Genomic DNA, 26,973 nt, shown 5'->3' with positions numbered 1-26,973 from the left:
AAGACACTTAACTGGTGACTTCCAAAAGGACCGCAAGATTCATGAACCCTCGGAAGCACATACTTCCGAGGGTTTTTTCGTTTTTGACTAGAAGGAAATCGAGCAATGGAAACACAACGTCTGCGCATCGCCATGCAAAAATCCGGTCGTCTGAGCCAGGATTCCCAGGCCCTCTTCAAGAGCTGCGGCCTCAAGATCAACCTGCGGGAACAGCGCCTCATCGCCCATGTCGAGAACATGCCCATCGACATTCTGCGGGTGCGTGATGACGACATCCCGGGTCTGGTGATGGAAGGGGTGGTCGATCTTGGCATCATCGGCGAGAACGTTCTCGAAGAGGTGCAGCTCATCCGCGCAGCCCAGGGGCAGCCCTTTGCGGTGAAGACCCTCAAGCAGCTCGACTTCGGCGGCTGCCGCCTCTCTCTGGCGGTGCCGGACGATGTCAACTACACAGGACCCGAGAGCCTGGCCGGCAAACGCATCGCCACCTCCTACCCCGGCCTGCTCAAGCGCTTCTTCGACGAGAAGGGCCTCGGCTTCAAGAGCGTGATGCTGGGCGGCTCGGTGGAAGTGGCCCCCCGCGCGGGTCTGGCCGATGCCATCTGCGATCTGGTCTCCACCGGCGCAACCCTGGAAGCCAACGGCCTGAAAGAGGTCGAGGTGATCTACCGCTCCAAGGCCGTCCTGGTGCAGGCTCCCAACCCCCTGAACGATGCCAAGCAGAAACTCATCGACAAGCTGCTGCCCCGCATCCAGGGGATGCAACAGGCGCGCGAAAGCAAATACATCATGCTGCACGCCCCCAAAGACAAGCTCGATGCCATCACCGATCTGCTGCCGGGGGCGGAGCGTCCCACCATCATGCAGCTCGCCGGTGACACCAACCAGGTGGCCCTGCACGTCGTCTCCAGCGAAACCCTGTTCTGGGAGACCATGGAACAGCTCAAGGCCCTGGGTGCCAGCTCCATCCTGGTGCTGCCCATTGAAAAGATGATGGAATAAGCCGAGATGATGGAATAAGGAAGACACATCATGCAGACCCTGATCTGGAAGACCCTCTCCCCCGCCCGGCAAGCCGAGGTCCTGACCCGGCCCGCCCTTGGCGACGAAGCCGACATCGGTACCGTGGTGCGAGACATCATTGCTGCGGTACGCAGCCGGGGCGATGAGGCCCTGCGCGAGCTGAGCCAGCGTTTCGAACGCGCGCCCCGCGAACAGCTTCGGGTGAGCGACGCGGAAGTGGATGCCGCCTGCGCTCGACTCGGTGATGACATCAAGGGTGCCATCGAGGCCGCCATCGCCAATATCCGTACCTTCCACGCCGCCCAGGTGCAGCCCGTCGTGCGAGTCGAGACCCAGCCCGGGGTGCTGTGCGAGCTGCGCACCCAACCCATCAGCCGGGTCGGCCTCTATGTCCCGGGAGGCAGCGCGCCGCTCCCCTCCACCGTGATGATGCTGGCCATTCCGGCCGCCATAGCCGGTTGTCGTGAAGTGGTGCTCTGCACCCCGTCTCCGGCGAGCGACGAGATCCTGTTTGCCGCCCGCGCCTGTGGCGTTCGCCAGGTGTTCGCCATCGGCGGCGCTCAGGCCATCGCGGCCATGGCCTATGGCACGCAGACCATCCCCAAGGTGGACAAGATCTTCGGCCCGGGCAACGCCTATGTGACCGAAGCCAAGGGCCAGGTTTCCCGTGACTGGCGGGGCGCCGCCATCGACATGCCCGCCGGCCCCTCCGAGGTGCTGGTGATCGCTGACGAGAGCGCCAACCCGGCCTTCGTGGCATCGGATCTGCTCTCCCAGGCCGAGCACGGCCCCGACAGTCAGGTGGTGCTGGTGACCACCTCTGCTCCCCTGGCCGATGCCATCGGCAGCGAGATCCAGGCGCAGCTCGCCGAGCTCAGCCGCCGCGACATCGCCGAGCAAGCCCTGAAGGCAAGCCTGGTGATCCTCTGCGACAACCTGGAGGAGGCCTGCGCCATCTCCAACGCCTATGCCCCGGAACACCTCATCGTGCAGACCCGGGCCCCCCGGGATCTGCTGGACAAGCTCGAGAACGCGGGCTCCATCTTCCTCGGGGCATGGACACCGGAGTCGGTCGGTGATTACGCCAGCGGCACCAACCACACCCTGCCCACCTACGGCTATGCCCGCACCTGCTCGAGCCTGGGGCTTGCCGACTATCAGCGCCGCTACACGGTTCAAGAGCTCACTGCAGACGGCATTCGCGGCCTTGGCCCCATCGTCCAGCGCATCGCCCAGGCCGAGGGACTCGATGCCCACAAGCATGCCGTCACCCTCAGGTTGAACGCCCTGGCCGCCGAGCCCCAACAAACAGCACAGCAGAAGGATTTGTCATGAGCATCGTCAATCTGGCCCGTCGCGTCGTGCGGGCTCTCACACCCTACCAGTCCGCGCGCCGCATCGGCGGCCAGGGCCACGTCTGGCTCAACGCCAACGAGGCCCCCCTGGCCTATCCCTTCACCGTCGAGGGGAGCCGCCTCAACCGCTATCCCGAGTGCCAGCCGGCCGAGGTGGTGAATGGCTATGCCGCCTACGCCGGGGTCAATCCGGATCAGGTGCTGGTAAGCCGCGGTGCCGACGAGGCCATCGAGCTGCTGATCCGCACCTTCTGTGAGGCGGGGGAAGATCAGATCCTCATCTGCCCCCCCACCTACGGCATGTACGCCATCAGCGCCGAGACCTGTGGCGTGGGGATTGTCGAGCAGCCATTGACCGCCAGCCGTCAGCCGGACTGGCCCGCCATCGCCGATCGCCTCTCTGACGTGAAGCTGGTGTTCCTCTGCTCCCCCAACAATCCCACCGGGGATCTGGTGGGCCGCAAGGGACTCGTCGCCCTGCTGGAGAAGGCCCGGGACCGCGCCATCATCGTCGTGGACGAGGCCTACATCGAGTTCTGCCCGGAGGCCTCCGTGGTGGACCTGCTCGCCCAATACCCGAACCTGGTGGTGACCCGTACCCTCTCCAAGGCCTTCGCCCTGGCGGGGATCCGCTGCGGCTTTACTTTGGGGGATCCCGAGGTGATTGCCATGCTGGCCAAGGTGATCGCGCCTTACCCCATTCCCGACCCCATCGCCCAGATTGCCGCCCAGGCGCTCTCTCCCATGGGGCTGGAATTGATGCAGGAGCGGGTGCTGGAACTCAACAAGCAAAAGGCGCTCATCAAGGCGGAGCTGCTTCGTCTGTCCTGCGTCAAGGAAGTGTTCGAGGACAAGGGCAACTTCGTGCTGGTGCGCTTCAAAGATGGCGCCGCCGTGTTCGCCGCCATGAAGGCCGCCGGCATCATCTTGCGTGATTTCTCCAGCAAGCCTGGCCTTGACAACAGCATCCGCATCACCATCGGCTATCAGGGCGAAATGGACGCCGTGCTCGCCGTGCTGCGTGACCTGCCCCCACCCTCTCTGTAAGACAAGCAAGGATGTAGCGATGAAAACCCCGTTTTTGTTTATCGACCGTGACGGCACCCTGATCGAGGAGCCGGTCACCGACAAGCAGGTGGACAGCCTTGCGAAGCTGCGCTTCGAGCCCATGGTGATACCTGTGCTGCGTGAGCTCCAGGCCGCCGGCTACGTGCTGGTGATGGTGACCAACCAGGATGGGCTCGGCACCGCCAGCCTGCCCCTTGAACACTTCCAGCCGCCCCACGACCTGATGATGCACCTCTTCGAATCCCAGGGCGTCACTTGGGAGCAAGTGCTGATCTGTCCCCACTTCCCCACCGACGGTTGCAGCTGCCGCAAGCCTCACCTTGGGCTGGTGAAGGAGTATCTCGCCTCGGGCCGCATCGACTTTGCCAACTCCTTCGTGATTGGCGACAGACAGACCGACATCCAGCTTGCCGAGAACATGGGCATCCGCGGCATACGCTACCACCCGCAAGATCACGGCTGGACTGCCATTCGTGATCAGCTGCTCTCCAAGGGGCGTGTGGCCGAGGTGGAGCGCTACACCAAGGAGACCCGCATCCAGGTGGCGGTGGATCTCGACAAGAGCGGTGGCAACCAGATCGCCACCGGCATCGGCTTCTTCGATCACATGCTGGATCAGATAGCGACCCACGCGGGCTTTCGCCTCAAGCTCAAAGTGAGCGGCGATCTGCACATCGACGATCACCACACGGTGGAAGATGTGGGATTGGCGCTGGGTCAAGCCCTGCGCCAGGCCCTTGGCAACAAGCGCGGCATCGGCCGCTTCGGCTTCGTGCTGGCGATGGACGAGGTGCAGGCGGTGATCGACGGGCGTCCCCGCCAGGAGGCTGACAACACCTCGCTGACCGAGCTGGATGTGGCCACGGCGCTGGATCTGAGCGGCCGTCCCTACTTCGTGTTCGACTGCCCGAGCGGCTTTGGTCGCGACAGTGTGGGAGAGATGGCCACCGAGATGGTGCCCCACTTCTTCCGCTCCCTCTCTGACGCCATGGCCATCACCTTGCAGATGAAGGTGGGCAGCGGCAACACCCACCACCAGGTGGAGGCGCTGTTCAAAGGCTTTGGCCGCGCCCTGCGCCAGGCCATTCGCGTGGAAGGGAGCGAGCTTCCCTCCAGCAAGGGGGTGCTGTGATGGGGAAACAGAACCTGGTCATCATCGACACCGGCTGCGCGAACCTCGCCTCGGTGCGCATGGCGTTCGAGCGCCTCGGCGTGCAGCCCAGGGTGAGCTGCAAGGCCGCCGACATCGAGCAGGCGGACAAGCTGATCCTGCCCGGCGTCGGCACCGCCATCGCCGCCATGAAGAACCTCAATGAGCGGGAACTGGTGCCCCTCATTCGCGCCGCCAAGCAGCCGCTGCTCGGTTTTTGCCTCGGCATGCAGATGCTGGCACAGGCCTCGGAAGAGAACATGAGCGCCGATGGCAGCGAAGGAGCGCTCATCGACTGCCTCGGCATCGTGCCTGGCAGGATCCGCCTGATGGAGGTGGGCAACCTGCGCCTGCCCCACATGGGCTGGAACCAGATTGAGCACGACGAGACCCACCCGCTACTCAAAGGCATTCCCAGCGGCAGCTACTTCTACTTTGTCCACTCCTATGCGCTGGAGGTGACCGACGCGACCCTGGCAACCTGCGACTACGGCCTGCCCTTTACCGCCATCGTCGGGCGGGACAACTTCTTTGGCGCCCAATTCCACCCGGAGCGATCCGGCCCGGCCGGTGCCCGCCTACTGCAAAACTTTCTGGAGCTATGACAGGCATGATTATTCCCGCAATCGACCTCATCAACGGTCAGGTCGTGCGCCTCTACCAGGGCGACTACGGCCAGAAAACCGCCTACAGCGACAACCCGCAGGCCCGCTTCGATGACTATGTCAGCCAGGGGGCGACGCAGCTGCACCTGGTGGATCTGGACGGCGCCAAGGATGCCAAGGCCCGCCAGTTGGCCCTCATCGCCCAGCTGCTGTCCGCCACCGAGGCACCGGTGCAGGTCGGCGGCGGCGTGCGCAGCGAACAGGATGTGGCCGACTTGCTGGCGGCCGGCGCCAGCCGGGTGGTGATCGGCTCCACCGCCGTCAAATCCCCGGATCTGGTGGCCAGCTGGATGGAGAAATATGGCCCCGAGCGCATCGTGCTGGCCCTGGATGTCAACATCGATGAACAGGGCAACCGCCACATCGCAGTGGCTGGCTGGCAGGAGAACAGCGGCATCTCCATCGAGGCGCTGATCGAGCGCTTCCTCCCCGCCGGGCTCAGACACGTGCTCTGCACCGACATCAGCCGGGACGGTACCCTGGCGGGCACCAACGTCGAACTCTACCGGGATCTCTGTGCCCGCTACCCGAGCGTCGGCTTCCAGGCCTCCGGCGGTATCGGCGGTCTGGCGGATATCGAGGCGCTCAAGGGAACCGGCGTCAAGGGGATCATCCTCGGCCGTGCCCTACTGGAGGGCAAGTTTGACGTGGCAGAAGCCATTCGCTGCTGGGGTGACGGCCGCGCTACGTGACGCGCCCCTTTCCGGCATCAGACAGCCTGCCCATCCGGGCAGGCCTCTTTCTCCCCGATGGGGGCGAACCTTATGATTTGGCAGCAATTGGCTCTATACTCGACCTCACAGGGATAGCGTCATGGAAGACATATGTTGACACCTCACAACGCCACCATCCTGATCGTCGACGACTCACCCGAAAATCTGATGGTACTGACCGAATTGCTTTCGCCTCATTACCGCGTGCTGGCTGCACAAAGCGGGGAAAAAAGCCTGCGCATCGTCAGCGCAGATCCAAAGCCTGACCTCATCCTGCTGGATGTGATGATGCCCGGCATGGATGGTTATGAAGTGCTCAGGCAATTGCGTCAGTCCCCGATCAGCAGCCGTATTCCCGTCGTTCTGCTCACCGCCCTCGCCGACCCCCAGAGCGAGGAGTTCGGCCTCTCTCTCGGCGCCGCCGATTACATCACCAAGCCCATCAAGCCGGTGGTCGTTCAGGCCCGGGTACGTACCCAGCTGGAGGCCAAGCAGGCCCGTGACGGCCTGCAAAACCAGAATGCGGCGCTGGAAGCCGAGGTCGCGCGGCGAATGGCGGAAAACGACCTGATCCAGCAGGTCTCCATCCGCGCTCTCGCCCATCTGGCGGAGATCCGCGACCCCGAAACAGGCAATCATATCCTGCGCACCCAGGGCTATGTGCGTCTGCTGGCGAGCGCCCTGGCTGATCACCCCCGTTTCGCCGATACCCTGACCCCGGGTTACATCGACCTGCTGAGCCGCTCCGCACCGCTTCATGATATCGGCAAGGTGGGCATTCCCGACCACATCCTGCTCAAACCCGGCAAGCTGACCCCGGAGGAGTGGCAGATCATGCGCACCCACGCCAAGCTCGGCAGCGATGCCATCGAGGAGGCCGAACAGGACATGGAGCAGCCCCTGGCCTTCCTCACCCTGGCCAAGGAGATCGCCCACTGGCACCACGAGAAGTGGGATGGCAGCGGCTACCCGGACGGCTTGCAAGGGGACGCCATCCCCCTCTCGGCTCGCCTGATGGCGCTGGCAGACGTGTTTGACGCCCTCATCTGCGCCAGGGTCTACAAGCCGGCCATGAGCTACGGCGAGGCGCGCGCCCTCATCCTCTCCGGCAGCGGCCACCATTTCGACCCCGATGTCGTGACCGCCTTCGATCGCCATTTCGACGCATTCGTCACCATTGCCGAACGCTACCAGGATGGCAGCGAGGCTGTTGATGGCTGAGGCTCCCCTGACCCGGGCACATGTGCTCAACGTCGTGCTCACCTATGCCGCCGTGGCAAGCCTGTGGATCCTGCTCTCCGACAAGGCGGTGGAGTGGCTGTTCAGCACCCCTGCCCAGTTCGCCATGGCAAGCACCATCAAGGGCTGGCTCTTCATCCTCATCACGGCCCTCATGCTCTATGCCATGCTGCGTCGTCGCATTGACACCACCGGCAGCACACCTGTCTTTACGCGGCGTCAATGGATCCCCTTCCTGTTGCTCAACGGGCTCATTCTGGCCCTGACCGCCATGGCCATCGCCCGCAACATCGAACTGGCACGCAACAAGGAGGTGGCTCGTCTCGAAGCCATCGCGGATCTCAAGAGCCAGCGCGTCACCGAGTGGCTCGGAACCCACGAGGAGGATATTCACCAGCTCATAAAGGGTCTGGGCAGTACTGATTTCTATCGTCCCGGACAAGCACCATCCTCACCCGAAGCGATCACGCCACCACTGGCAAGGCTGCTCGAATTCATCTCGGTACGCGGATTTCACGGTGCGGCCGTGTTCAATCCTGCCGGGCAACCCCTGTGGCATACCCCGGGTGGCGACACCATGAATGCCACGTTGCGTGACGCCCTGCCACGGCTCGAGCAGGGCAACGTCATGCGTCTTGGTCCCTATCTCGATGATCGCGGTCACGCCAGGCTGGACTTTCTGATCAATCTGGAGGTCGCTGCAGGACCTGCCCCCGTGCTGGTGATGCAGATAAGCGCAAATCGCTGGCTCGATCAGATCCTGGGGGCCTGGCCCGTCCCAGACAGCAGCGGAGAAGCCATTCTGTTTCGCCAGCAGGGGGATCAGGTCCACTATCTGAGTAGCCTGCGCTATCGCCCGGAACCGGCTCTCACCCTGCACTATCCCGTCACCCACCCCACCCTGCTGGCAGCCCAGTATTTGCGGCTCGCCGAACGCGGCACGCCCCAGGTACTCTATGGCCAGGATTACCGGGGTAGCGAGGTCTTCGGGGTTGTCTATCCGGTCATGAACACGGACTGGTACCTGCTGGCCAAGATCGACAAGGCGGAACTCTACCAGGCCACCTTCAAGGAGAGCGTCTGGATCGGTCTCATCGGCCTGCTGGTGCTCTTTGTCACCAACGCCGGCATAATCCTGCTGCGCCAGCACACCCGGCTGCAGATGGCCGAACAGCTCCAGCACTCCCAGTCCCAGCGGCTGGAGGCGTTGCAACTGCTCTCCGCCATTGCCGACAGCTCGGAAGACGCCATCTTCGCCAAGAACAAGGAGGGCAGATACATCCTCTTCAACCGGGCCGCCAGCCAGTTTGTCGGCAAGCCGGTTGACGAGGTGCTGGGCCAGGATGATCTGACGCTCTTCCCGCCGCAGCAGGCGCAGATGCTGATGGCATCCGGGCGCCAGGTCATAGAGCGCAACCGGGTGCAGACCGAGGAGGAGTACCTGACCCTGCCCGATGGCGAGCATGTGTTTCTCGCAACCAAAGGACCCTTGCAAGACAGCGAGGGGCAGGTGATCGGGATCTTCGGCATCTCTCGGGACATCACGGACTTCAAACGGGCCGAGGCCGACTTGCGAGAGCGGGAGGGGCTGTTCCGTGCCCTGGTGGAGCAATCCCTTGCCGGGATCTACATCATCCAGCAGGGTCGACTCTGCTACATCAACCCCTGTTTTGCCCGACTGTTTGGCTATGACACTCCGGGGGCGCTGATCGCCGTTGGCCAGTTGCACGCCCTTGCCGCTCCCAAGGACAGCACCAGGGTCGCCGAGCTGGTGCGCGCGTGCGAGCAGGACGCGCGCGATATCCACACCCGCTTCAGTGCCCTGCATCAGCACGGGGAATCCCTGGAGGTCGAGCTGTACGGGCGGCGCGTCGACTACCTCGGCCAGCCGGCCATCATCGGCATTCTGCTCGATGTCACCGAACGGGAGCAGGTTGAACAGGCCCTGACCCGCCAGGCCAGCGAGCTGCGCCAGCAGAACCATGAGCTGGAGCGGTTCAACAAGGTGATGGTGGACAGGGAACTCGCCATGCTGGCCCTCAAGCACCAGATCAACGGGCTCTCCCGTCAGCTCGGAGTGCCGCCCCCCTATCCCCAGGCCCCCATGCCACCGGAGGATCTCCCATGATGAGCTGGTCACCCCTGTGGCATGTGCGCCCCTCCACCCAGCGCTGGGGGATCTCCCTGCTGGCCGTGCTGCTGCCCGTTCTGATGTTGCAAATCCGTGTCCAGCTGCCCATCGCCTTTGGTGAGCGACCGCTGCTGGTTCTCTTCATGCTGCCCATCATCGTTTGCGCCCTGTTGGGGGGCTTGTTGCCAGGTCTGCTCTGCACCCTGATCACCGCCCTGGTCACCAGCTATTTCATGCTCCCCCCCATTTATTCACTGAGTGTCGAGGCTGGCCAGGATCTGGTGCAATGGTGCCTGCTCATCGCCAACGGTCTGCTCATCAGCGTGCTCAGTGCCGCCTTTCATCGCGCCCGGGCCAGAGAGGTCCTGCGCTGGCAGGAGCTGATGAACACCCAGAACCAGTTGCAGCAGAGCGAGAACCGCTTCCAGGTCACCTTCGAACAGGCGGCGGTCGGCATCGCCCTGGTCTCCCCCGATGGACACTGGCTGCGTGTCAATCAGCGACTGTGCCACATCCTGGGCTACCGGGCCGACGAGCTCACCGGGATGACATTCCAGCAGTTGACCCACCCGGACGATCTCTACCTCGATGAGGCCCACGTGGCCCGGGTGCTGGCGGGGACCATCCCCCACTACACCCTGGAGAAGCGCTACCTGCACAAGGGGGGCGAGATCATCTGGACCACTCTGACGGTGGCCCTGGTGCGCGACGCCGAAGGCAATCCCGACTACTTCATCTCCATCATCGAGGACAACCGGCAGAACAAGGAGACCGAGGAGGCGCTGCGCCGCAACGAAGCCATACTGCGCGAGTCCCAGCGTCTCGCCAAGATAGGGAACTGGCGCTGGCGCGTGGCCGATGACAGCCACTTCTGGTCACCGGAGATCTATCGCATCTATGGCCGGGATCCTGCCCTCCCCCCCGCCGTCTATCCCGAGGTCAGAAAATACTTCACCCAGGAGGGGTGGCACACGGTGGCCCAGGCCGTCGAGCGCTGCAGGATGGACGGGCAGCCCTACGAGTGCGATGCCGAAGTGATCACGGAGCAGGGGGAGACCGCCTGGGTCATTGCCCGCGGGGCGGCGCTCAGGGACAGGGATGGCACCATACTCGAGCTCTACGGCACCGTGCAGGACATCACGGAGCGCAAGCTCGCGGAGCAGCGCCTGCAACACAATCAGCAGATGGCGCTCGATACCCAGCGTCGTGCTCGCCTCGCAGCCCTGAACCTGATGGACGACGCCATCAGTGCACGGGTGCGCGCCGAAACCGTCAGCAGCGCCCTGCGCGAGAGCGAGCAGCGCCTGCTGATGGCCCAGGAAGGGGCCCATGTCGGCATCTGGGAATGGGACATGGTCAGCAACCGTCTCTTCTTCTCGCCGGAATGCGCCCGCCTCTATGGCCGCAGTGCCGAGGTGCTCGGCGAGCTGGCCGCCTGGCAGGCCTGCCTGCATCCGGATGACAGGCCCCGCATCGAGCAGTTGCTGGCGGAGCGGGCGGTCAGCGGCGCCCCCGTCGAGCTGGAGTTCAGGATCCTGCTGCCAGATGGCGGCATCCGCTGGCTGGTGAGCAAAGGGAGCGTCTATCGGGACGCCCAGCAGCGACCCGTGCGCCTCCTTGGCATCCATCTGGACATCACCCAGAGCAAGCTGGCCGAGCAGCAGTTGCGCCAGTTGTCCCTGGCCCTCGAGCAGAGCCCTGACGGCGTCTTCATCACCGACACCCGGGCGCGCATCGAGTACGTCAACCCCGCCTTCCTCGCCGCCAGCGGTTACCAGCAGCACGAAGTGATAGGCCGGACCCCGTCCCTGCTGCGCTCGGGCCTCACCCCGGATGCCAGCTATGTCGCCCTGTGGGATGCCATCAACCACGGCCAGCGCTGGCATGGCGAATTCATCAACCAGCGCAAGGATGGCTCCCACTACCAGGTGCTGGCCACGGTGTCGCCGATCCGCCAGGAGAGCGGTGAAATCACCCACTACGTCACGGTCCAGGCCGACATCACCGAGAAGAAGCAGCTCGGCGAGGAGCTGGACCAGTATCGCTACCACCTGGAGGAGATGGTCAACGAGCGCACCCGGCAGCTGGCCCAGGCCCACCAGCGGGCCGAAAGTGCCAACCACGCCAAGAGCGCCTTCCTTGCCAACATGAGCCACGAGATCCGCACCCCCATGAATGCCATCCTGGGGCTCACCTATCTGCTCAAGCGCGACACCCGGGATCCCACCGACCTCGAACGGCTGACCAAGATAGACACTGCCGCCCAGCACCTGCTCAGCATCCTCAACGACATCCTGGATCTCTCCAAGATCGATGCGGGCAAGATGACGCTGGAGCTGACCGATTTCTCCCTCACCGCCATGCTGGACAACGTCCGCGCCCTGATGAACGACCAGGCCAGGGCCAAGGGGCTCACCATAGTGACGGACATCGGCGATACCCCCGCCTGGGTGCACGGCGACATCACCCGCCTGCGCCAGGCCCTGCTCAACTATGCGACCAACGCCATCAAGTTCACCGAGCAGGGAACCGTCACCCTGCGCGTCAGGCTGGCCCGCCCCCTCACCACCGGCTACCTGCTGCGCTTCGAGGTGGAAGACACCGGCATCGGCATCACCCCTGCACAGCGCGAGAAGCTGTTCCAGGCGTTCGAACAGGCGGATGTCTCCACCACTCGCAGATATGGCGGCACTGGCCTTGGCCTTGCAATCACCAGCCGGATCGCCGCCCTGATGGGGGGTGAGGTCGGAGTCACCAGCGAGCCAGGCCAGGGAAGCTGCTTCTGGTTTACCGCCAGGCTGTTCAAGGCAAAAGAGGACGCTCCTTCCCGGACCCCGTCCGAGCAGGGGAACCAACAGGCCTTCAGCTTCCCTCGCCACGCTCGAGTCCTGCTGGTGGAAGACAACGCCATCAACCGGGAAGTGGTGCTCGAGCTCCTGTGCCACAGCGGCCTCGTCATCGAGACGGCCGTCAACGGCCAGGAGGCCCTGACCCTCGTCAGCCAGCACCCCTTCGACCTCATCCTGATGGACATACAGATGCCGGTGATGGATGGCTACAGCGCCACCCGCGCCATCCGGGCCCTGCCCGGCATGGACAGGCTGCCCATCCTGGCGCTCACCGCCAGCGCCTTCGAGGAGGACAGAAAGGCGAGCGCATCGGCCGGCATGAACGATTTCATTGCCAAGCCCGTCACCCCCGCCAAGCTGTTTGAAGCCCTGCAGCGCTGGTTGCCCCAGGGCAAGGTCCCCGAGCTTGCCCCGGACGACAGCACTCGCCATCCCGTGACAGGCCCCCTTGCCCGCTTGCAGGCACACCCGGGTCTGGATCTCGACCAGGGGCTGGCGGCCCTCAACGGCAATCAGGAGAAATACCTGGCCCTGCTTCGCTACTTCATCCATGAGCATGGCCAGGACATGGCCCGGCTGCACCGCCACTTGCAGGCCGGGGAGCACAGTGGTGCGACCCGCATGGTCCACAGCCTGCGCGGCGTGGCGAGCACCCTGGGGGCACATGAGCTGTCGCGCCACTGCCTGACCCTGGAGCAGGCCATCGCGGACGGCAACACTGAACCCACCGGACTCATGTCATCCATCGATGAAGAGATCACCGCCCTTTGCGCTCTGCTCGGGGACGATCTCGCCGCCCCGACCACCGATCTGGTGCCTCTGGGGGATCAGTGGCGCCAGCAACTGCTGGGCCAGATGGAAGCCCTGCTGGTGCAAAGCGACACCGCCGTGATCCCCCTCTACGAGCAGTATGCCGGTCCCCTTCGCCTCATGCTGGGGTCTCGCAGCGACACCCTGACCAGGCAACTGAAGGCGTTTGATTTTGATGCCGCCCTGCTCACCCTGCGCCAGCATATGGCAACGGACGAGACCCACCCGGACGATCGGGCTCCCCTCCCCGAGGCGCCAGCCTGCCATCCGGGGCAGGTGAAGGGCGACAAAGGGTTGAATCACTGAATAAAGTCATGCATATAGTGGGGTGCCCAGAAGCGACGAGACGGTCTGCCAGGCCTGTCGTTTCCCCCGTCAGGGGCCCCCGTTCAAGGCATGCCAACCCTGTTCCCGTCCGCCGTCCGGGCCAACGCCGGCGGCAGAACGACGTTTCTTTAACCGTGCTTTACATGGAGCAATGAGCATGTTGTCAAAGCGTATTATCCCCTGTCTCGACGTCAAAGATGGCGTGGTGGTCAAGGGCGTGCAGTTTCGCAACCACGAGGTGATGGGCGGCATTGTCGACCTCGCCCGCCGCTACGCCGCCGAGGGCGCCGATGAGCTGGTCTTCTATGACATCACCGCCTCGAGCGACGAACGGGTAGTGGACAAGAGCTGGGTAAGCCGGGTGGCGGAAGTCATCGATATCCCCTTCTGCGTCGCCGGCGGCATCAAGAGCGTGGAGGATGCTCGCCAGATCCTGGAATTCGGTGCCGACAAGGTCTCCATCAACTCCCCCGCCCTGGCCGATCCCACCCTGATCACCCGGCTCGCCGAGCGCTTCGGCGTGCAGTGCGTGGTGGTGGGTATCGACTCCTACTTCGATGCCGCCCTCGGTCAATATCAGGTCAAACAGTTTACCGGCGACGAGAGCCGCACCCGCACCACCACCTGGACCACCCTGGAGTGGGTACAGGAAGTGCAGCGCCGGGGCGCCGGGGAGATAGTGCTCAACGTGATGAACCAGGACGGCATGCGTCAGGGGTACGACCTTGAGCAGCTCAAGCTGGTGCGCGCCGTATGCAAGGTGCCCCTCATCGCCTCCGGCGGCGCCGGGGCCATGACGCACTTTCGCGATGCCTTTACCCTTGCCGACGTGGACGGGGCGCTGGCCGCCTCGGTGTTCCACAAGGGCCTCATTCCCATTCCCGAATTGAAACGCTGGCTGAAAAACGAAGGAGTCGCCATCCGTGAATAATCAAGCAGTAGACAATGCATTGCCGCTGGCCGAGCGCCTGGACTGGGCCAAGTGTGAGGGCATGATCCCCGCCATCGTCCAGCATTCCCTCAGCGGCGAAGTGCTGATGCAGGGCTTCATGACCCGCGAGGCGCTGGAAAAGACCCAGACCACCGGCCAGGTCACCTTCTTCAGCCGCAGCAAGCAGCGCCTGTGGACCAAGGGCGAGAGCTCGGGCCATGTGCTCAAGCTTGTCGCCATCACCACCGACTGTGATCAGGACTCCCTGCTCATTGCCGCCGACCCGGTCGGCCCCACCTGCCATCTGGGCAACCCCTCCTGCTTCGACGGCCACCCCGTGCCGCCGCTCGGCTTCCTGGCCGAGCTCGAACAGATCCTGGCATCACGCAAAGGGGCAGATCCCGCCACCAGCTACACCGCCAGCCTCTATGGCAAAGGCACCAAGCGCATCGCCCAGAAGGTGGGTGAAGAGGGGGTGGAAGTGGCCCTGGCCGCCATGGCGAAAGACAGGGAAGAGCTCATCAACGAATCCGCTGACCTGCTCTACCACCTGACCGTCTTGCTGCAAAACGAAGGCTTGGGTTTGAAGGATGTGGTGCAGCGCCTGCATGAGCGCCACACCAAGTAATTATTGAATTCTGTTCAACAAAACGGGCCCTATGGGCCCGTTTCATTTCATGATTGCCCCCTCGCCGGGGGATGGCAGGCCCCGCGCCGCCCTCAGCCGATACGGGTCCAGAAGCTCATGTTGACCGAGTGATGGTCAAGCAGGGTCAGGTACTCCCCTGCCACGTCGTTGTGCAGCCACTGCTGGCAATAGGCTTCCACCAGCGACTGGCTGGGGGCCATCACCACGTCGGCATAGAGGCCGTCGGCGCCGCGCAGCAGGCAGTGCATGATGAGCCCGGATTGCTGGACAAGAAACTCGGACTCGACCCGCCGTGACAGGGCGAGCAAATCAGCCTCCGTCACCCCTTCCCTGAGCCTGAAGGTGGCAAATTCGACGCCCCCTGCCTCTTGCATGTCACCCTTGATGATCATCTCGTTTTCTCCGTTGTGGATGGTCTGGAGAACCCAGCATAACGAAGGGCTACTGACAGCCTTGTGTCAGTCCTGAATGACCTTTTCGGCGCTACTGCCCCCAGGGAGGAACGCGTCCGACTGGCGCAGGGCAAGGTAATCGGCCAGAGTCGCGCCAGGGGGCGCCCCTTCTCCCGGTCGGCACGGCGCCAGGGTGTCGATACGATCCACCCTGAAATCCCGGTAGGCCCGGCGCAGCGCACACCAGGCGCCGAGCGTCCAGCATCCGCCCCAGTAGAAGAGCCCGAGGGGAAAGAGCTGGCGTTCCGTCCTGCTGGCGCTGGCATCCCGGTAGCCAATGTGCAGCCAGTGACCGGCCGTGATGGCGTCGTGCAACCTGTCCCAGCGAGCGTATGCAGGCTGCGCCGTGGGATAGTCCGGTACCCGCACCACGGGGACGCGAGGTGCCCGAGCCTCCTTGGCGGGCAGGGCCGCCTCAATCTTGGCGAGCAGGGCGCGGGCCGGATCGGCCATCCCCTTGCCCGTCAGCACCGCCACCAGGTTCACCCCTGTGATGAGGGCCTCCAGCTCGGCCGCACTCAGTTGCAACGGGGCCATTTCGAACCCCTCGCTCAGCCGATAGCCCAGCCCGGCTTCCCCGTAAACCGGAATGCCCGCCAAAGAGAGATCGTCGATATAGCGGTAGATGGTGCGCTCCGACACACACAGGCGCGTCGCCAGCTCCCGGGCGGTCAGGGGTTGATGCGCCCGCAGCAGGTTGGTCAGTTGAAACAGTCGGTCCGATTTTCTCACAGGCATCCTCAGGCTCGCGGGACATGGCGGCCATGGTAAGCCGGGACGGGCTCAAAAGGCACGTCTTGTTGGCTGGCGACCGCTACCGGCGAGGCCCTGCTTCTTTGCATCGCGCAACACAAAACGGACCCGCAGGCCCGTTGATGGCGCGGCGCCTTTGTCGTCACGCCAACTGCTTGCGCAGCATGAATTTCTGCACCTTGCCGGTGGAGGTCTTGGGCAGCGGGGTGAAGATGATGCGCTTGGGGGCCTTGAAGTGGGCCATCTGCTCGCGGCAGAACCCGATGAGCTCGGCCTGGGTGAGCTCGCGCCCCTCCTTGAGCTTGACGAAGGCGCAGGGCACCTCCCCCCAGGTCTCGTCCGGCATGGCGATCACCGCGGCTTCTTCCACATCGGGGTGACGATAGAGCACGTCTTCCACCTCCAGGCTGGAGATGTTCTCCCCGCCGGAGATGATGATGTCCTTGGATCTGTCCTTGATCTCCACATAGCCGTCCGGGTGCCAGACCGCGAGATCCCCGCTTCGAAACCATCCCTGTGCCATCGCCTCCTCGCTCGCCGCCGGGTTCTTGAGGTAGCCCTTCATGACGATGTTGCCCCGCAGCACTATCTCTCCCAGGGTCTTGCCATCCATGGGGACCGGCTCGCCGCTGACGGGGTTGATGACCCGCATCTCTCCTTGCAGGGGGGAGGCCACCCCCTGGCGCGCCTTGAGACGGGAGAGGGTGGTGGCATCCTGCCCCTGCCAGTGTCTTTGCGGCTCGCACACCACGCAGGGGCCATAGGTTTCGGTGAGGCCATAGACATGGGTCACGGCGATCCCCATCGCCTCCATGCCGGCGATCACGGTGGCGGGTGGCGCTGCCCCCGCCGTCATCGCCTTGACGGGGTGGTCGAGCCCCTGCTTGAGGACCGGATCGGCATTGTTGAGCATATTGAGCACGATGGGAGCGGCGCAGAAATGGCTCACCTTGTGCTCGCGCAGCGCCCCGTAGATGGCCGCCGCCTGCACGTGGCGCAGGCAGACGCTCACCCCGGCGGTGGCCGCCAGGGTCCAGGGGAAGCACCAGCCGTTGCAGTGAAACATCGGCAGGGTCCAGAGGTAGACGGGGTGCTTGGGCAGCTCCCAGGAGAGGGCATTGTTGACCGCATTGAGGTGGGCGCCGCGATGGTGATAGACCACCCCCTTGGGGTTCCCCGTGGTGCCGGAGGTGTAGTTGAGGGAAATGGCCTGCCACTCGTCCGCCGGCAGCCAGCCGGGTTCGTCCCCGTCCCCCAGGGCGATGAACCCCTCGTAGTCGAGCTCGCCGACCAGCTCCCCTTCCCGGTAGAGGGGATCGTCGATGGCGATCACCAGGGGCTGGCTATCAATGAGAGAGAGCGCCTTTCGCACCACGGCGCCGAACTCCCGGTCCACCAGCACCACCTTGCTCCGGGCGTGCTGGAAGATGAAGGCCATGGCGTCCGCATCGAGCCGGGTATTGATGGTGTTGAGCACGGCGCCGCTCATGGGTACCCCGAAGTGCGCCTCGAACATGGCCGGCACATTGGGGGCAACGATGGAGACGGTGTCCCCCTCGCCAATGCCGCGACGGCGCAGGGCCGAGGCGAGCTGGCGGCAACGGCGTTCGGTCTGGGCCCAGCTCTGGCGAAGGGGCCCGTGGATCAGCGCCGGATAGTCGGGATAGACCCGGGCGGCCCGCCCCAGAAAGCTCAAGGGGGTCAGCGCCTCGAAATTGGCGGGCGTCTTGCCAAGGCCGGCGTCGTACATGTTCTGCTCTGTCATCGGATCCTTCCTCACAGGGACACAAAACGGGGTGGCTCTCGCGGTTCACCACGACCGGCATTGCGCCCTGATGCGGGGCCAGGATGCCGGCTGGAACCGGATGAAAGGGTATCAAGGGGGGCAGATCCCAGGTATTAGCGAAACGTCTTAGGGGCCCTCGGCCCTGCTCCCCCTGTCGCCAATCGCCGACGCTATTTTTGCGCGGTCACTTTTTGCGCAGTCAGCCCCTGTCGCGATCCCGTGGCCCTTGCCTTGAGCCTGCGGCGCAAAATGCGAAGAATGATCCCAAGCCCTCAACGGGTATGAGTACGAGGAGAAGAGTGATGAACAAATCCATGTTGGCAGGTGTCGGGATCGGTGTGGCCTCTGCGCTGGCATTGTCGGCGGTCGCCAGCGGATCCCTGTTTTCATCAGAGCCCCAGTTTGCCGAGGTGCTGGCCAGCAAGCCGGTGACCGAGACCATCAAGACGCCGCGTCAGGAGTGCCGCAACGTCACCCTGACCCACCGCAAGCCGGTGCAGGACGAGCACAAGATCCTGGGTACCGTGGTTGGCGCGGCCCTGGGCGGCGTGGTCGGCCACCAGTTTGGCGGTGGCAGCGGCAAGAAGGTGGCCACCGCCGCCGGTGCCGTGGCAGGGGGTTATGCCGGGAATCAGGTGCAGGGCAACATGCAGGCGGGTGATACCTACACCACCACGGAGCAGCGCTGCAAGACGGTGCAGGAGAGCAGCACCCGCACCATCGGCTATGACGTCACCTACCGCCTCGCCGGCCAGGAAGGGGTGGTACGCATGGAGAAGCAACCCGGCCCCACCATTCCGGTCAAGGATGGCAAGCTGGTACTGAGCAACGCGCAGGGTTGATACTCCGTTAGGAGCGCCCTGCCATGAGGAAGGCCCACCATGACGGTGGGCCTTTTTCATCTTCGCAACCCAACCTGTCTGCAACAAGTCTTCCCAACAAACGTCTTCCCAACTAAGAAAGGGGCCCGCAGGCCCCTTCTTGTTGCTCAATCATCCTCAGTGGCGACCGAAGGGCCACCAGGACTTGTCGTTGTCCAGAATGTCGACCCGGGTCTGCTGCAAGGCGCCGGGCTGGCCCCCTTCCACCCGATCGAGGCTCACCCTGAACTGCTCGGTGGGCTCGACGAACCAGTCATCGATGATCAGCACCTTGACCGACTTGCTGCCCCCCTCGCCCGCGGCCCAGCTCACCGACTGACCGAACCAGGGCAGGAAATCCAGCCCCCAGCGCGCCGTGACCCCGTCAAGGGCCACCCGGGCCCGGGCTGGCTTGCTGAGATCGCCGCTTCGCACCAGGGGAATCTCGGCAAACCACTGCCCCTCGTTCACCGTGATACTGGCCTGAGCCAGCGAGATGGTGGACGGCGCCAGCTTGTCCTTGATGGTCACCAGGGTCTGGTGCTGAGCCCCCAGGGTCGCGCCACTCGGGTCAAACAGCTCCAGGGTAAAGGTCTCGTCCCCCTCGTGCAGGGTGTCGCTTTTCACCGGGATGCTGATGGTCTGGGGCTCGCTCTGCCCGGCAGCCCAGTGCAGGGTACCGGTGAGGGGTGCCACGTCGCTTGCGTCCGCGCTGCCATGGACGATGCGATAACTCACGCTGGCCTCACCATGGCTGCCGTCGCTGCGACTGACACTCAGGGACAAGGTATTCCCCTCCTCCACGCTGGCGGCTGCGCTCTCGAGGCTCAATACCCCGGCGGGCGGCAGCGGGTACTGGATGGCCACCAGCACGGGATCGTGATCCGAGGCGCTGAAGGGCCCTTCGGATTTCGCCAGCTGGCCGCTGTACTTGCTGCCGTACTCGAAGAAGTTGCTCTCGGCGGAGTTGATGTGCCAATCCTCGATGCCGATCACCTTGGCCGCGAGGCTCGGGTTTGCCAGGGCGTGATCCAGGTTGCCGAGCTCCCCTTCGTAGCTGTAGGAGTAGGTGTCGGTGCCGTGGAAGCGGGTGTTGAGGTTCACAAACCCATACCCCTTGCCAAGGGCGCTGCCGCTCTCCTCGAAGGGCTGGCCCGCCAGGGTGGTGAAGGAGGCGCTCATGATCTGGCGCGATTGGGCGGCCGGATCATAGTCGGTCAGCACCCGGATGGGATCCTCCATGCCATAGGCGTTCATGTCACCGATCAGCAGCAGATCCCCGGCCAGATCCTTGAGGTGCTCCCCCAGCACCTTGGCGGCGGAGACCCGCAGCGCGTTGCAGTGGCCCTGGCCATCCAGCGGATCGGCGCTGGCGTAGTCGGGGTAATCCTCGAAGCAGGCGGAGCCCTTGGACTTGAGGTGGTTGACCACCAGGGTCAGGGGCGCATCCCCCTTGGGGGAGCTGAAGCGCTGCACCAGCGACTCGCGCATCCCCTGATTGATGGTCACCGGCTTGCCGCTGGCGTCCACCGCCTCGGCCTGCTGCACCGGCAGCGCGATGAGGCTGGCGGCCCCTTGCGGGCTCACGCTGGCGGGTCGGTAGATGAGCCCCACCGTGATGGCGTCGGTGCCAATGGGCTTGCCATCCGGCGAGGCAATCCAGCGGTAGTGATCCGCCTCGTCCGGCAGGGCCGCGTTCAAGGCCGCCACCAGGTTGGCAATGGCGGAGTTGTCGCCGTAGCCGTTGTTCTCGATCTCCATCAGCCCCACCACGTCGGCATTGAGGCGGGTGATGGCGCTGACGATCTTGGTGCGCTGCAACTCGAACTCCGCCACCGTCAGGGCGCCCCGGTTGCTGCCGGTGGGGTTGGCATCGCCCCCCACGACCGTGGTGAAGAAGTTGAGCACGTTGAAGCTCGCGACCCGCAGATCCCCCGCCTCGGCGAGCTCGGGGGTTTCCACCCGATCCCAGCCACTGTGATCTATCTGGCTCGCGTCGATGCGATTGCTGGCCACCAGCCTGAACAGGTTGTAGGAGTAACCAAGCGCCCCCTCCAGCCCGTTGAGCTTGTCGCCGATGCGCAGGTAACCGTCCTCGGCGTTGAAGCCGGGGAACCAGGGCAGCACACCGTCCGGCGCCTTGGCGTCGGTCTCCACCACCAGCTGGTTCTGCTGGTTGCGAAGGGCCCAGTCGCTCGCCTCCTGGCTCATGGCGGCAAATTTCTGGGTCGACTTGATGAGCGGCGCGCCATAAGAGAGCACCAGGTTGTTGCGCTTGCCGTCGTAATCGAAGCTGAAGTTGCGGGTCACCACCAGGCTGGAGCCGGGCACCAGCCGTACCTGCATCCCCTCGTGACGCTCCAGCAGCTGGCTCAGGCTCTCGCCCGCCACCGGCAGCAGATCCACTGCGGCCGGGATGGCCCCCTGCGGCCGGGTCACCACCAGATCGTCGGCGTTGAGCTGGGTCTGGTTGAAATACTCCTTCACCTTGCCAGACACACACACCTCGGCCCCCGGCACGACGGCAGCGTTGGCCTTGGTGGTGTAGACGAAGAGGCCGTCGGAGGTGGCCGGATCCCCGTCCCCCTGCTCGTCCTGAATGAAGAAGCCCTTGTAGAGGCCGCTCACTACCTGGGTTACCACGCCGCGAGTGGCATAGGCCTGTTCCGATTCAAACTTGCCGGCTGGCACCAGGGGGCTGCTGGTGCCGGGGCCCTGAATGGCGGGCACCGGCACCAACTGATCCACCGGGCAGACGAAGGCGGGCGGCTGGGTACCATCGCAGGGGCCATCGCCACTGCAACCCAGGCCACTGGCGTCATCTTTCGGGGCGGCCACGTATTCCTGCGCCGGATCGAAGGGAGCGGTTGCATCAGTGCGGCCCATGGTGACGGTGGCCTTGCGGCGCAGGGTCATGTCCAGGGTCGAAACGTTGCCGGAGACCCAGGCCGTGCCCGGATCCACCCCTACCTGGCCGACGCTGTCGATTATCTCGCTGCCGCGATAGAGCACCAGGGCGTCGTCACCGTTGAACACCAGGTTGCCGCTGGTCTGGGTCGTCTTGGCCAGGATCTCGGCATTGGCAGAGGGGTTGGCCAGCACCAGACTGGCCCCAGGGGCGAGGGTGCCTTGCAGCGCCAGGCTGTTGGTGGGGGCATCGGTGATGGGTTTGCCGTTGGCGTAGAGGGCCAGCCGGTATTGGGAGAGATCGACAGCGTCGCTGCCGAGGTTGCTCAGCTCCACCGCCTTGTTGTTGCCGGACCCTTCCAGGTATTCGGTGATGAGCAGTTGCGCCTGTGCCTGTCCAGCGAGCGCCAGCCCGACGGCCAGCGCCACCAGAGAGTGTCTTCCTGACATGGTCAGTTTCCTTTTTTATTTGCAGATCATGTTATTGGCGCCCCGCACAAGGCGGGCCGCAGCACCTTGGATGCAGCCATCAACGGGAGGCATGTCAGCCCCCGGCCGAAACTGCGCGCCCACTCTGCCCCGTCAACGCCGGGGCTGCTGCGAGCTGGCTAACAATGACAACAAAATGTTGCGCCAAGGTGACGGGCAATACCCGAATGGGCAGTGTCTGCCATCGCTGCGCAGGAAGTTGTCGCCACCCCCAGCCCCTGCTGGCGGCCTCTGTCAGGGAGCGATATCGGCGCCGGGGCAGACGGGGGGAACACTACGGCGGCCTCTGCCCGGTACCATTTCGTGAACAGCGCCACTCACAGACTCCGAATCATGGGCAAATCCATGGGTGCCATACCGGGCGCCACCCCCTTCGTGGCCCGAGAAGGCAGAAAACCGGGGGATGGGACTCTCTCCTGGTGCTCTTGTGGAACCGGTTCCAGTAATGACAGAAATAACAAGAGAGGGGATGACACAAACGTTTGTTGCTTTTGCGCTCGCGAATGGCAATAGTTCTCACTTTCTTTTTTGACCGTCTCTATTCTCGAGGTGCTACAAGATGTTTCGTCACCCCCTGGCAAAGTTGCTGCTGCTCGGCCAGCTCGTCCTGGTGAGCTGGATGGCGCAGGCCACCCCCCCCGTTGAAGTGGAAGATGTGATGGGCCGCAAGGTCTCCCTCAGCCTTCCGGCAAACCGCATCGTGCTCGGTTTCTATCCCGAAGATTACCTGGCAGTGGCCGGTGAAGGCGGGGCCGAACGCCTGGTGGGCATGTCCCTGGGCTGGTTCATGAAGTCCCGTCCCGCCATCTGGTCTCTCTACGTGGCCAGCCAGCCACAACTGGCCAACGTGCCGGACCTTGGCAACGTGCAGGATCAGAGCTTCTCCATCGAGAAGACCCTGGCGGTCAAGCCCGACCTGGTGATCCTGGCGAAGTGGCAATATGAGGCCCTGAGCGCCGACCTGCCACGCCTTGAGCAGGCGGGGATCCCGGTGGTGGTCATCGACTACAACGCCCAGACCCTGGCACAGCACATGGCGAGCACTCTGCTGCTTGGCAAGCTGACCGGCCAGGAGGCCCGTGCCCGGAAGATGGCCGACGAGTACAAGGCCAAGATTGACACCATCACCTCCCGCATCGCCGCCGCGAAGCGCACGCCGCCCCGGGTCTACATCGAGCTGGGTGACAAGGGTCCGGCCGAGTACAGCTACACCTATGGCAAGGACATGTGGGGCGCCATGGCCCTGCTGGCCGGTGGCGACAACGTGGCCGCCCCCTTCGTCGATCGCTGGGGCCCCATCCACCCGGAACAACTGCTGGCGAGCAAGCCCGAGGTGATCCTGATGGCGGGCTATGAGAGCGTGAGCAGTGCCGTCGCCATGCAGGTCGGCCAGGATGTGTCGGCAGAGACCGTGCGTCAGCGTCTGCAAGGCTTTGCTGCCCGTCCGGGCTGGAGCGAGCTGCCTGCGGTGAAGCAGGGTCGCCTCTACGCGGTCTATCACGGCGCCACCCGCAGCATCATGGATGCCGCCCTCATCGAGTTCATGGCCAAGGCCCTCTATCCGGACCTCTTCCAGGATCTCGATCCCCTGGCCACCTATCAGGCGTTCTACCAGCACTATCTGCCCATCCGTCCCCAGGGCACCTTCATGCTGGGCATTCATCAGCACAACGCGCACTGAGTGTCGGCCGGGGTCTCTCCGGCTCATTCCCTCCCCCACCCGGTGGAGAACCCACCGGCGACCTCAGGTTGCCGGTGACAAAAACGATAAAAAACCACAAGACAAGATGGAGTTCACACGCAGATGACACTTTTCTCCCGCTATGCCTGCCTGGTGCTGGCAAGCCTTTGCTGCTTGTTTGGCACCGCACAGGCGAAAGTTGAAACCCTGACAGATGTGCTGGGACGGGAAGTCCAGGTCGATCTCCCCGCCAAGCGGGTAGTGCTCGCATTTTACTTTGAAGACTACATGGCCGTCGGTGGCGAACAGGCCTTCGATCGGGTCGTCGGCATCTCTCGCGAGGCCTGGGAAGGCTGGCGTCCTGCCAACTGGTCCCTCTTTACCGCCCATCGCCCGTCCCTCAAGGAGATAGCCGACGTAGGCGAGGTAGAAGTGCAGACCTTCTCGGTGGAAAAAGTGCTCGCCCTCAAACCCGACGTCGTCGTTCTGGCCGACTGGCAATACAAAGGTCTTGGCCAGGACGTGGCCCGTCTCGAACAGGCCGGTCTGCCCGTGGTGGTCGTGGACTACAACATGGAACTCCCCGCCAATCACAAGGCCAGTACCTTGCTGCTCGGCAAGATTGCGGGCACCGAGCCTCGCGCTCGCCAGCTCGCAGACGAGTACCAGCATGCCATCGACGAAGTACATGGCCGGATCGCCGCAGCCAATCTGCCCAAGCCCCGTTTCTACGTAGAGTTTGGCAACAAGGGGCCTGACGAATATGGCTTCAGCTATGGCAAGGGCATGTGGGGTCCGCTCGGCCACCTGGCTGGCGGCGACAACATCGCCGCCCCCTTTGTGGAATGGTACGGCCCCATGAACCCCGAGCAGGTTCTGGTCTCCAAACCCGAGGTCATCTTCCTCACCGGCACTGAATCCACCCAGAACCCCACCGCCGTGCTGCTGGGCCAGGGTGTCAATCCCGCACTCGCTCGGGCACGGCTCCAGGCCTTTACCGAGCGTAAAGGTTGGGCGAACCTGCCAGCGGTGAAGGAAAAGCGCATCTATGGGATTTACCAGGGCGCCTCCCGCACGCTGCTCGATTACACCATGGTCCAGTTCATGGCCAAGGCGCTCTATCCGAGCCTGTTCAAGGAGATGGATCCGCTTGCCAACTACCTCGACTTCTATCGGCGCTATCTGCCGGTCAAGGCAGACGGCACCTTCGCTATCGCTCTTTAACCTTCAACCTTCGTGGGCGCCTCTTGTGGCGCCTGTTTCAGGATTGACATCATGAATGATTTGGCTGCCCTGCAGCAGACCCTCGCCCGGCAGCGGCAACGGGAGCGCCGTCGCTGGCACTGGCTCCTTCTGCTCGCCCTGGTCCTGTGCATTACCCTGGTGCTCGACATCGCCACCGGCCCCTCCCTGCTGGCCCTGCACGACGTGATCGATGCCTTGATCGCCCCCGCCCAGGCCGATCCCATGACCCGCACCATCGTCCACGACATGCGCCTGCCCATCGCCCTCATGGCCCTGGTGGTCGGTGCCTCCCTCGGTCTTGGCGGTGTGCAGATGCAGACCCTGCTGGACAACCCCCTCGCCAGTCCCTATACCCTCGGGCTCGCGGCGGCGGCGGGCCTGGGCGCGGCGCTGGCCCTCTACACCGGCGGCCTCGGGCTTCCTCCCCTGGTGGCCATCCCGGCCGGTGCCTTCATTGTGTGCATGTTTGCCGCCTGCCTGCTGTTTGGTCTGGCCATGATGCGCCATGTCAGCAGCCAGACCCTGATCCTGGCGGGCATCGCCCTGCTGTTCCTGTTCCAGTCCCTGCTCTCCCTGCTGCAGTTCCTCTCCTCCCCCGAGCTCAACCAGCAGATCCTGTTCTGGCTGTTTGGCAGCCTGATGCGCACCACCTGGGACTCCCTGATCATCACCGCCGTCGTCACCCTGATCTGCACCCTGCTCATCTACCGTGACGCCTGGGCCCTCACCAGCCTGCGCCTCGGGGAAGCCCGCGCCCGCAGCCTCGGGGTCAACGTCGACAGACTGCGCATGAAGACCCTGGTGCTGGTCGCCCTGCTCACCGCCACCGCCACCAGCTTCGTCGGCGTGATCGGCTTTGTCGGCCTGGTGGCCCCCCATATCGCCCGCATGCTGGTGGGGGAAGATCAGCGCTTTTTGATCCCCCTCTCCGCCCTGTGCGGCGCCTGCATGCTCTCGGCGGCCTCGGTGCTCTCCAAGTCCATCATTCCGGGGGCCCTGTTCCCCATCGGCATCGTCACCGCGCTCATTGGCGTGCCCTTCTTCATCTGGTTGATCCTCGGCAGGGGGCGTAAACGTGCTTGAAATATCCCGACTCTCCCTCTCCCTCGGCCAGCAGACCTTGCTGCGGGATCTCAGCCTCACTCTGCATCCGGGTCAGGTCCATGTGATCATCGGCCCGAACGGGACCGGCAAGACCTCCTTGATGCGCACCCTCTTTGGTGAACTGACCCCGGACAGTGGCGACATTCGTCTCGGGGACCAGAGTGCCCGCCAGATGACGCAGGCCAGGTGGCGCCAGCAGTTTGGCTACATGCCCCAGAACATCCAGCTGGAGCTGGATCTCAGCGTCATCGAAGTGGTGGTGCTGGGGCGCCTCGACAGCCTCTCCATGCGCCTCGCGGACGAGGACATACTGGCAGCCGGCCGGGCCCTGCAGGCGCTCGGGATCGCCCATCTGGCGGATCGCCCCCTCTACTCCCTGAGCGGCGGCCAGCGGCAGATGGTGCTCTTCGCCCAGGTGCTGCTGCGCGACCCCCGCATCATGATGCTGGACGAGCCGGTCAGCGCCCTGGACCTGCACCACCAGATGCAACTGATGGAGCACCTGTGCCAGCAGACCCGGGAGCAGCAGTGGATCACCCTGGTGGTGCTGCACGACCTCAACCTGGCCGCCCAGTTTGCCGATCAGCTGATCGTGCTGGCAGGGGGAAATCTGCAGGCCTTCGGCCCCCCCGCCCGGGTGCTCGACGCGGCCCTCATCGAGCGCCTCTACCAGGTGCCGGTGGAGATAAGCCACGATCAGCACGGCATCCCCTTCCTCAGAACCCTGCGAAAGACATCATGACACAGTGCTGCGCCGCCCCGGCGACCACCGCCCCACGCGCTGGC

Annotated in this window: 20 protein-coding genes and 1 other annotated feature (1 of these 21 running past the window's edge); of the genes, 16 read left to right on the top strand and 4 right to left on the bottom strand. The window is 64.2% G+C overall.

The window, feature by feature from the left end:
- Positions 1 to 77: a sequence feature (His leader region), on the top strand; it begins 48 nt to the left of the window's first position.
- Between the two features lie 28 nt (positions 78 to 105).
- The 11 genes from hisG (at position 106) to hisIE (ending at position 14,889) form a co-directional block, all read left to right on the top strand.
- Positions 106 to 1,002, top strand: a complete 897-nt coding sequence (gene hisG / locus OKC41_RS01890) for an ATP phosphoribosyltransferase (RefSeq protein ID WP_010674694.1) — start codon at positions 106 to 108, stop codon at positions 1,000 to 1,002.
- Between the two features lie 30 nt (positions 1,003 to 1,032).
- Complete coding sequence (gene hisD / locus OKC41_RS01885) at positions 1,033 to 2,358, top strand: histidinol dehydrogenase (RefSeq protein ID WP_201894010.1); 1,326 nt, start codon at positions 1,033 to 1,035, stop codon at positions 2,356 to 2,358.
- A complete protein-coding gene (gene hisC, locus OKC41_RS01880; protein WP_104455914.1) occupies positions 2,355 to 3,425 on the top strand; it encodes a histidinol-phosphate transaminase in 1,071 nt (356 codons plus the stop codon). Before hisD ends, hisC begins: the two co-directional genes overlap by 4 nt.
- A 19-nt stretch (positions 3,426 to 3,444) precedes the next feature.
- The gene (gene hisB / locus OKC41_RS01875) at positions 3,445 to 4,578 is read left to right on the top strand and encodes a bifunctional histidinol-phosphatase/imidazoleglycerol-phosphate dehydratase HisB (protein ID WP_041211397.1); all 1,134 of its coding nucleotides are present in this window, start codon (positions 3,445 to 3,447) and stop codon (positions 4,576 to 4,578) included.
- Complete coding sequence (gene hisH / locus OKC41_RS01870; RefSeq protein ID WP_039039129.1) at positions 4,578 to 5,201, top strand: imidazole glycerol phosphate synthase subunit HisH; 624 nt, start codon at positions 4,578 to 4,580, stop codon at positions 5,199 to 5,201. Before hisB ends, hisH begins: the two co-directional genes overlap by 1 nt.
- 5 nt (positions 5,202 to 5,206) lie before the next feature.
- Complete coding sequence (gene hisA / locus OKC41_RS01865; protein WP_201894012.1) at positions 5,207 to 5,953, top strand: 1-(5-phosphoribosyl)-5-[(5-phosphoribosylamino)methylideneamino]imidazole-4-carboxamide isomerase; 747 nt, start codon at positions 5,207 to 5,209, stop codon at positions 5,951 to 5,953.
- Between the two features lie 132 nt (positions 5,954 to 6,085).
- Positions 6,086 to 7,195, top strand: a complete 1,110-nt coding sequence (locus tag OKC41_RS01860) for a two-component system response regulator (RefSeq protein ID WP_201894014.1) — start codon at positions 6,086 to 6,088, stop codon at positions 7,193 to 7,195.
- The gene (locus tag OKC41_RS01855) at positions 7,188 to 9,341 is read left to right on the top strand and encodes a PAS domain S-box protein (RefSeq protein WP_201894016.1); all 2,154 of its coding nucleotides are present in this window, start codon (positions 7,188 to 7,190) and stop codon (positions 9,339 to 9,341) included. The genes OKC41_RS01860 and OKC41_RS01855 overlap by 8 nt, the downstream gene beginning before the upstream one ends.
- On the top strand, positions 9,338 to 13,309 hold the full coding sequence (locus tag OKC41_RS01850) for a PAS domain S-box protein (protein ID WP_201894018.1): 3,972 nt from the start codon (positions 9,338 to 9,340) through the stop codon (positions 13,307 to 13,309). The genes OKC41_RS01855 and OKC41_RS01850 overlap by 4 nt, the downstream gene beginning before the upstream one ends.
- Positions 13,310 to 13,487: 178 nt before the next feature.
- The gene (gene hisF, locus OKC41_RS01845; protein ID WP_201894019.1) at positions 13,488 to 14,261 is read left to right on the top strand and encodes an imidazole glycerol phosphate synthase subunit HisF; all 774 of its coding nucleotides are present in this window, start codon (positions 13,488 to 13,490) and stop codon (positions 14,259 to 14,261) included.
- Entirely contained in the window at positions 14,254 to 14,889 is a 636-nt protein-coding gene (gene hisIE, locus OKC41_RS01840) for a bifunctional phosphoribosyl-AMP cyclohydrolase/phosphoribosyl-ATP diphosphatase HisIE (protein WP_029314506.1), read from the top strand. Before hisF ends, hisIE begins: the two co-directional genes overlap by 8 nt.
- Before the next feature lie 92 nt (positions 14,890 to 14,981).
- Here hisIE and OKC41_RS01835 read toward each other — a convergent pair whose 3' ends face one another.
- The 3 genes from OKC41_RS01835 to OKC41_RS01825 form a co-directional block, all read right to left on the bottom strand.
- Positions 14,982 to 15,302, bottom strand: a complete 321-nt coding sequence (locus OKC41_RS01835) for a hypothetical protein (RefSeq protein WP_042881380.1) — start codon at positions 15,300 to 15,302, stop codon at positions 14,982 to 14,984.
- Positions 15,303 to 15,368: 66 nt separating this feature from the next.
- Positions 15,369 to 16,067 (bottom strand): YafY family protein, encoded by a 699-nt coding sequence (locus OKC41_RS01830; RefSeq protein WP_201894264.1) that lies wholly within the window; start codon positions 16,065 to 16,067, stop codon positions 15,369 to 15,371.
- A gap of 190 nt (positions 16,068 to 16,257) precedes the next feature.
- The gene (locus OKC41_RS01825) at positions 16,258 to 17,880 is read right to left on the bottom strand and encodes an acyl-CoA synthetase (RefSeq protein WP_201894020.1); all 1,623 of its coding nucleotides are present in this window, start codon (positions 17,878 to 17,880) and stop codon (positions 16,258 to 16,260) included.
- Between the two features lie 323 nt (positions 17,881 to 18,203).
- Between OKC41_RS01825 and OKC41_RS01820 the strand changes: the two genes are divergently transcribed.
- The gene (locus OKC41_RS01820) at positions 18,204 to 18,743 is read left to right on the top strand and encodes a glycine zipper 2TM domain-containing protein (RefSeq protein ID WP_010674678.1); all 540 of its coding nucleotides are present in this window, start codon (positions 18,204 to 18,206) and stop codon (positions 18,741 to 18,743) included.
- A 156-nt stretch (positions 18,744 to 18,899) separates the two neighbouring features.
- On the opposite strand, the gene OKC41_RS01815 is transcribed toward OKC41_RS01820, so the two are convergent.
- The gene (locus tag OKC41_RS01815; RefSeq protein WP_270671649.1) at positions 18,900 to 22,118 is read right to left on the bottom strand and encodes an ExeM/NucH family extracellular endonuclease; all 3,219 of its coding nucleotides are present in this window, start codon (positions 22,116 to 22,118) and stop codon (positions 18,900 to 18,902) included.
- 598 nt (positions 22,119 to 22,716) lie between these two features.
- Between OKC41_RS01815 and OKC41_RS01810 the strand changes: the two genes are divergently transcribed.
- The 4 genes from OKC41_RS01810 (at position 22,717) to OKC41_RS01795 (ending at position 26,929) form a co-directional block, all read left to right on the top strand.
- On the top strand, positions 22,717 to 23,838 hold the full coding sequence (locus tag OKC41_RS01810; protein WP_201894021.1) for an ABC transporter substrate-binding protein: 1,122 nt from the start codon (positions 22,717 to 22,719) through the stop codon (positions 23,836 to 23,838).
- Positions 23,839 to 23,961: 123 nt separating this feature from the next.
- A complete protein-coding gene (locus OKC41_RS01805; protein ID WP_201894022.1) occupies positions 23,962 to 25,062 on the top strand; it encodes an ABC transporter substrate-binding protein in 1,101 nt (366 codons plus the stop codon).
- Positions 25,063 to 25,113: 51 nt separating this feature from the next.
- Entirely contained in the window at positions 25,114 to 26,166 is a 1,053-nt protein-coding gene (locus tag OKC41_RS01800; protein ID WP_103243163.1) for an iron ABC transporter permease, read from the top strand.
- Positions 26,159 to 26,929, top strand: coding sequence for an ABC transporter ATP-binding protein (locus OKC41_RS01795; RefSeq protein ID WP_069651229.1), 771 nt, complete (start codon positions 26,159 to 26,161; stop codon positions 26,927 to 26,929). The genes OKC41_RS01800 and OKC41_RS01795 overlap by 8 nt, the downstream gene beginning before the upstream one ends.
- Positions 26,930 to 26,973 lie beyond the last annotated feature (44 nt).

Source organism: Aeromonas sp. QDB17, from assembly GCF_027705305.1.
GTDB classification, from domain to species: Bacteria; Pseudomonadota; Gammaproteobacteria; order Enterobacterales; family Aeromonadaceae; genus Aeromonas; species Aeromonas caviae.
This window is presented reverse-complemented; position numbering and strand designations above follow the sequence as displayed.

What these genes read in the sequence shown, in the direction of transcription:
- hisG (WP_010674694.1), top strand. Translation starts at nt 106, where the DNA reads ATGGAAACACAACGTCTGCGCATCGCCATGCAAAAATCCGGTCGTCTG.
- hisD (WP_201894010.1), top strand. Translation starts at nt 1,033, where the DNA reads ATGCAGACCCTGATCTGGAAGACCCTCTCCCCCGCCCGGCAAGCCGAG.
- hisC (WP_104455914.1), top strand. Translation starts at nt 2,355, where the DNA reads ATGAGCATCGTCAATCTGGCCCGTCGCGTCGTGCGGGCTCTCACACCC.
- hisB (WP_041211397.1), top strand. Translation starts at nt 3,445, where the DNA reads ATGAAAACCCCGTTTTTGTTTATCGACCGTGACGGCACCCTGATCGAG.
- hisH (WP_039039129.1), top strand. Translation starts at nt 4,578, where the DNA reads ATGGGGAAACAGAACCTGGTCATCATCGACACCGGCTGCGCGAACCTC.
- hisA (WP_201894012.1), top strand. Translation starts at nt 5,207, where the DNA reads ATGATTATTCCCGCAATCGACCTCATCAACGGTCAGGTCGTGCGCCTC.
- OKC41_RS01860 (WP_201894014.1), top strand. Translation starts at nt 6,086, where the DNA reads ATGTTGACACCTCACAACGCCACCATCCTGATCGTCGACGACTCACCC.
- OKC41_RS01855 (WP_201894016.1), top strand. Translation starts at nt 7,188, where the DNA reads ATGGCTGAGGCTCCCCTGACCCGGGCACATGTGCTCAACGTCGTGCTC.
- OKC41_RS01850 (WP_201894018.1), top strand. Translation starts at nt 9,338, where the DNA reads ATGATGAGCTGGTCACCCCTGTGGCATGTGCGCCCCTCCACCCAGCGC.
- hisF (WP_201894019.1), top strand. Translation starts at nt 13,488, where the DNA reads ATGTTGTCAAAGCGTATTATCCCCTGTCTCGACGTCAAAGATGGCGTG.
- OKC41_RS01835 (WP_042881380.1), bottom strand. Translation starts at nt 15,302, where the DNA reads ATGATCATCAAGGGTGACATGCAAGAGGCAGGGGGCGTCGAATTTGCC.
- OKC41_RS01825 (WP_201894020.1), bottom strand. Translation starts at nt 17,880, where the DNA reads ATGACAGAGCAGAACATGTACGACGCCGGCCTTGGCAAGACGCCCGCC.
- OKC41_RS01820 (WP_010674678.1), top strand. Translation starts at nt 18,204, where the DNA reads ATGAACAAATCCATGTTGGCAGGTGTCGGGATCGGTGTGGCCTCTGCG.
- OKC41_RS01815 (WP_270671649.1), bottom strand. Translation starts at nt 22,118, where the DNA reads ATGTCAGGAAGACACTCTCTGGTGGCGCTGGCCGTCGGGCTGGCGCTC.
- OKC41_RS01810 (WP_201894021.1), top strand. Translation starts at nt 22,717, where the DNA reads ATGTTTCGTCACCCCCTGGCAAAGTTGCTGCTGCTCGGCCAGCTCGTC.
- OKC41_RS01805 (WP_201894022.1), top strand. Translation starts at nt 23,962, where the DNA reads ATGACACTTTTCTCCCGCTATGCCTGCCTGGTGCTGGCAAGCCTTTGC.
- OKC41_RS01800 (WP_103243163.1), top strand. Translation starts at nt 25,114, where the DNA reads ATGAATGATTTGGCTGCCCTGCAGCAGACCCTCGCCCGGCAGCGGCAA.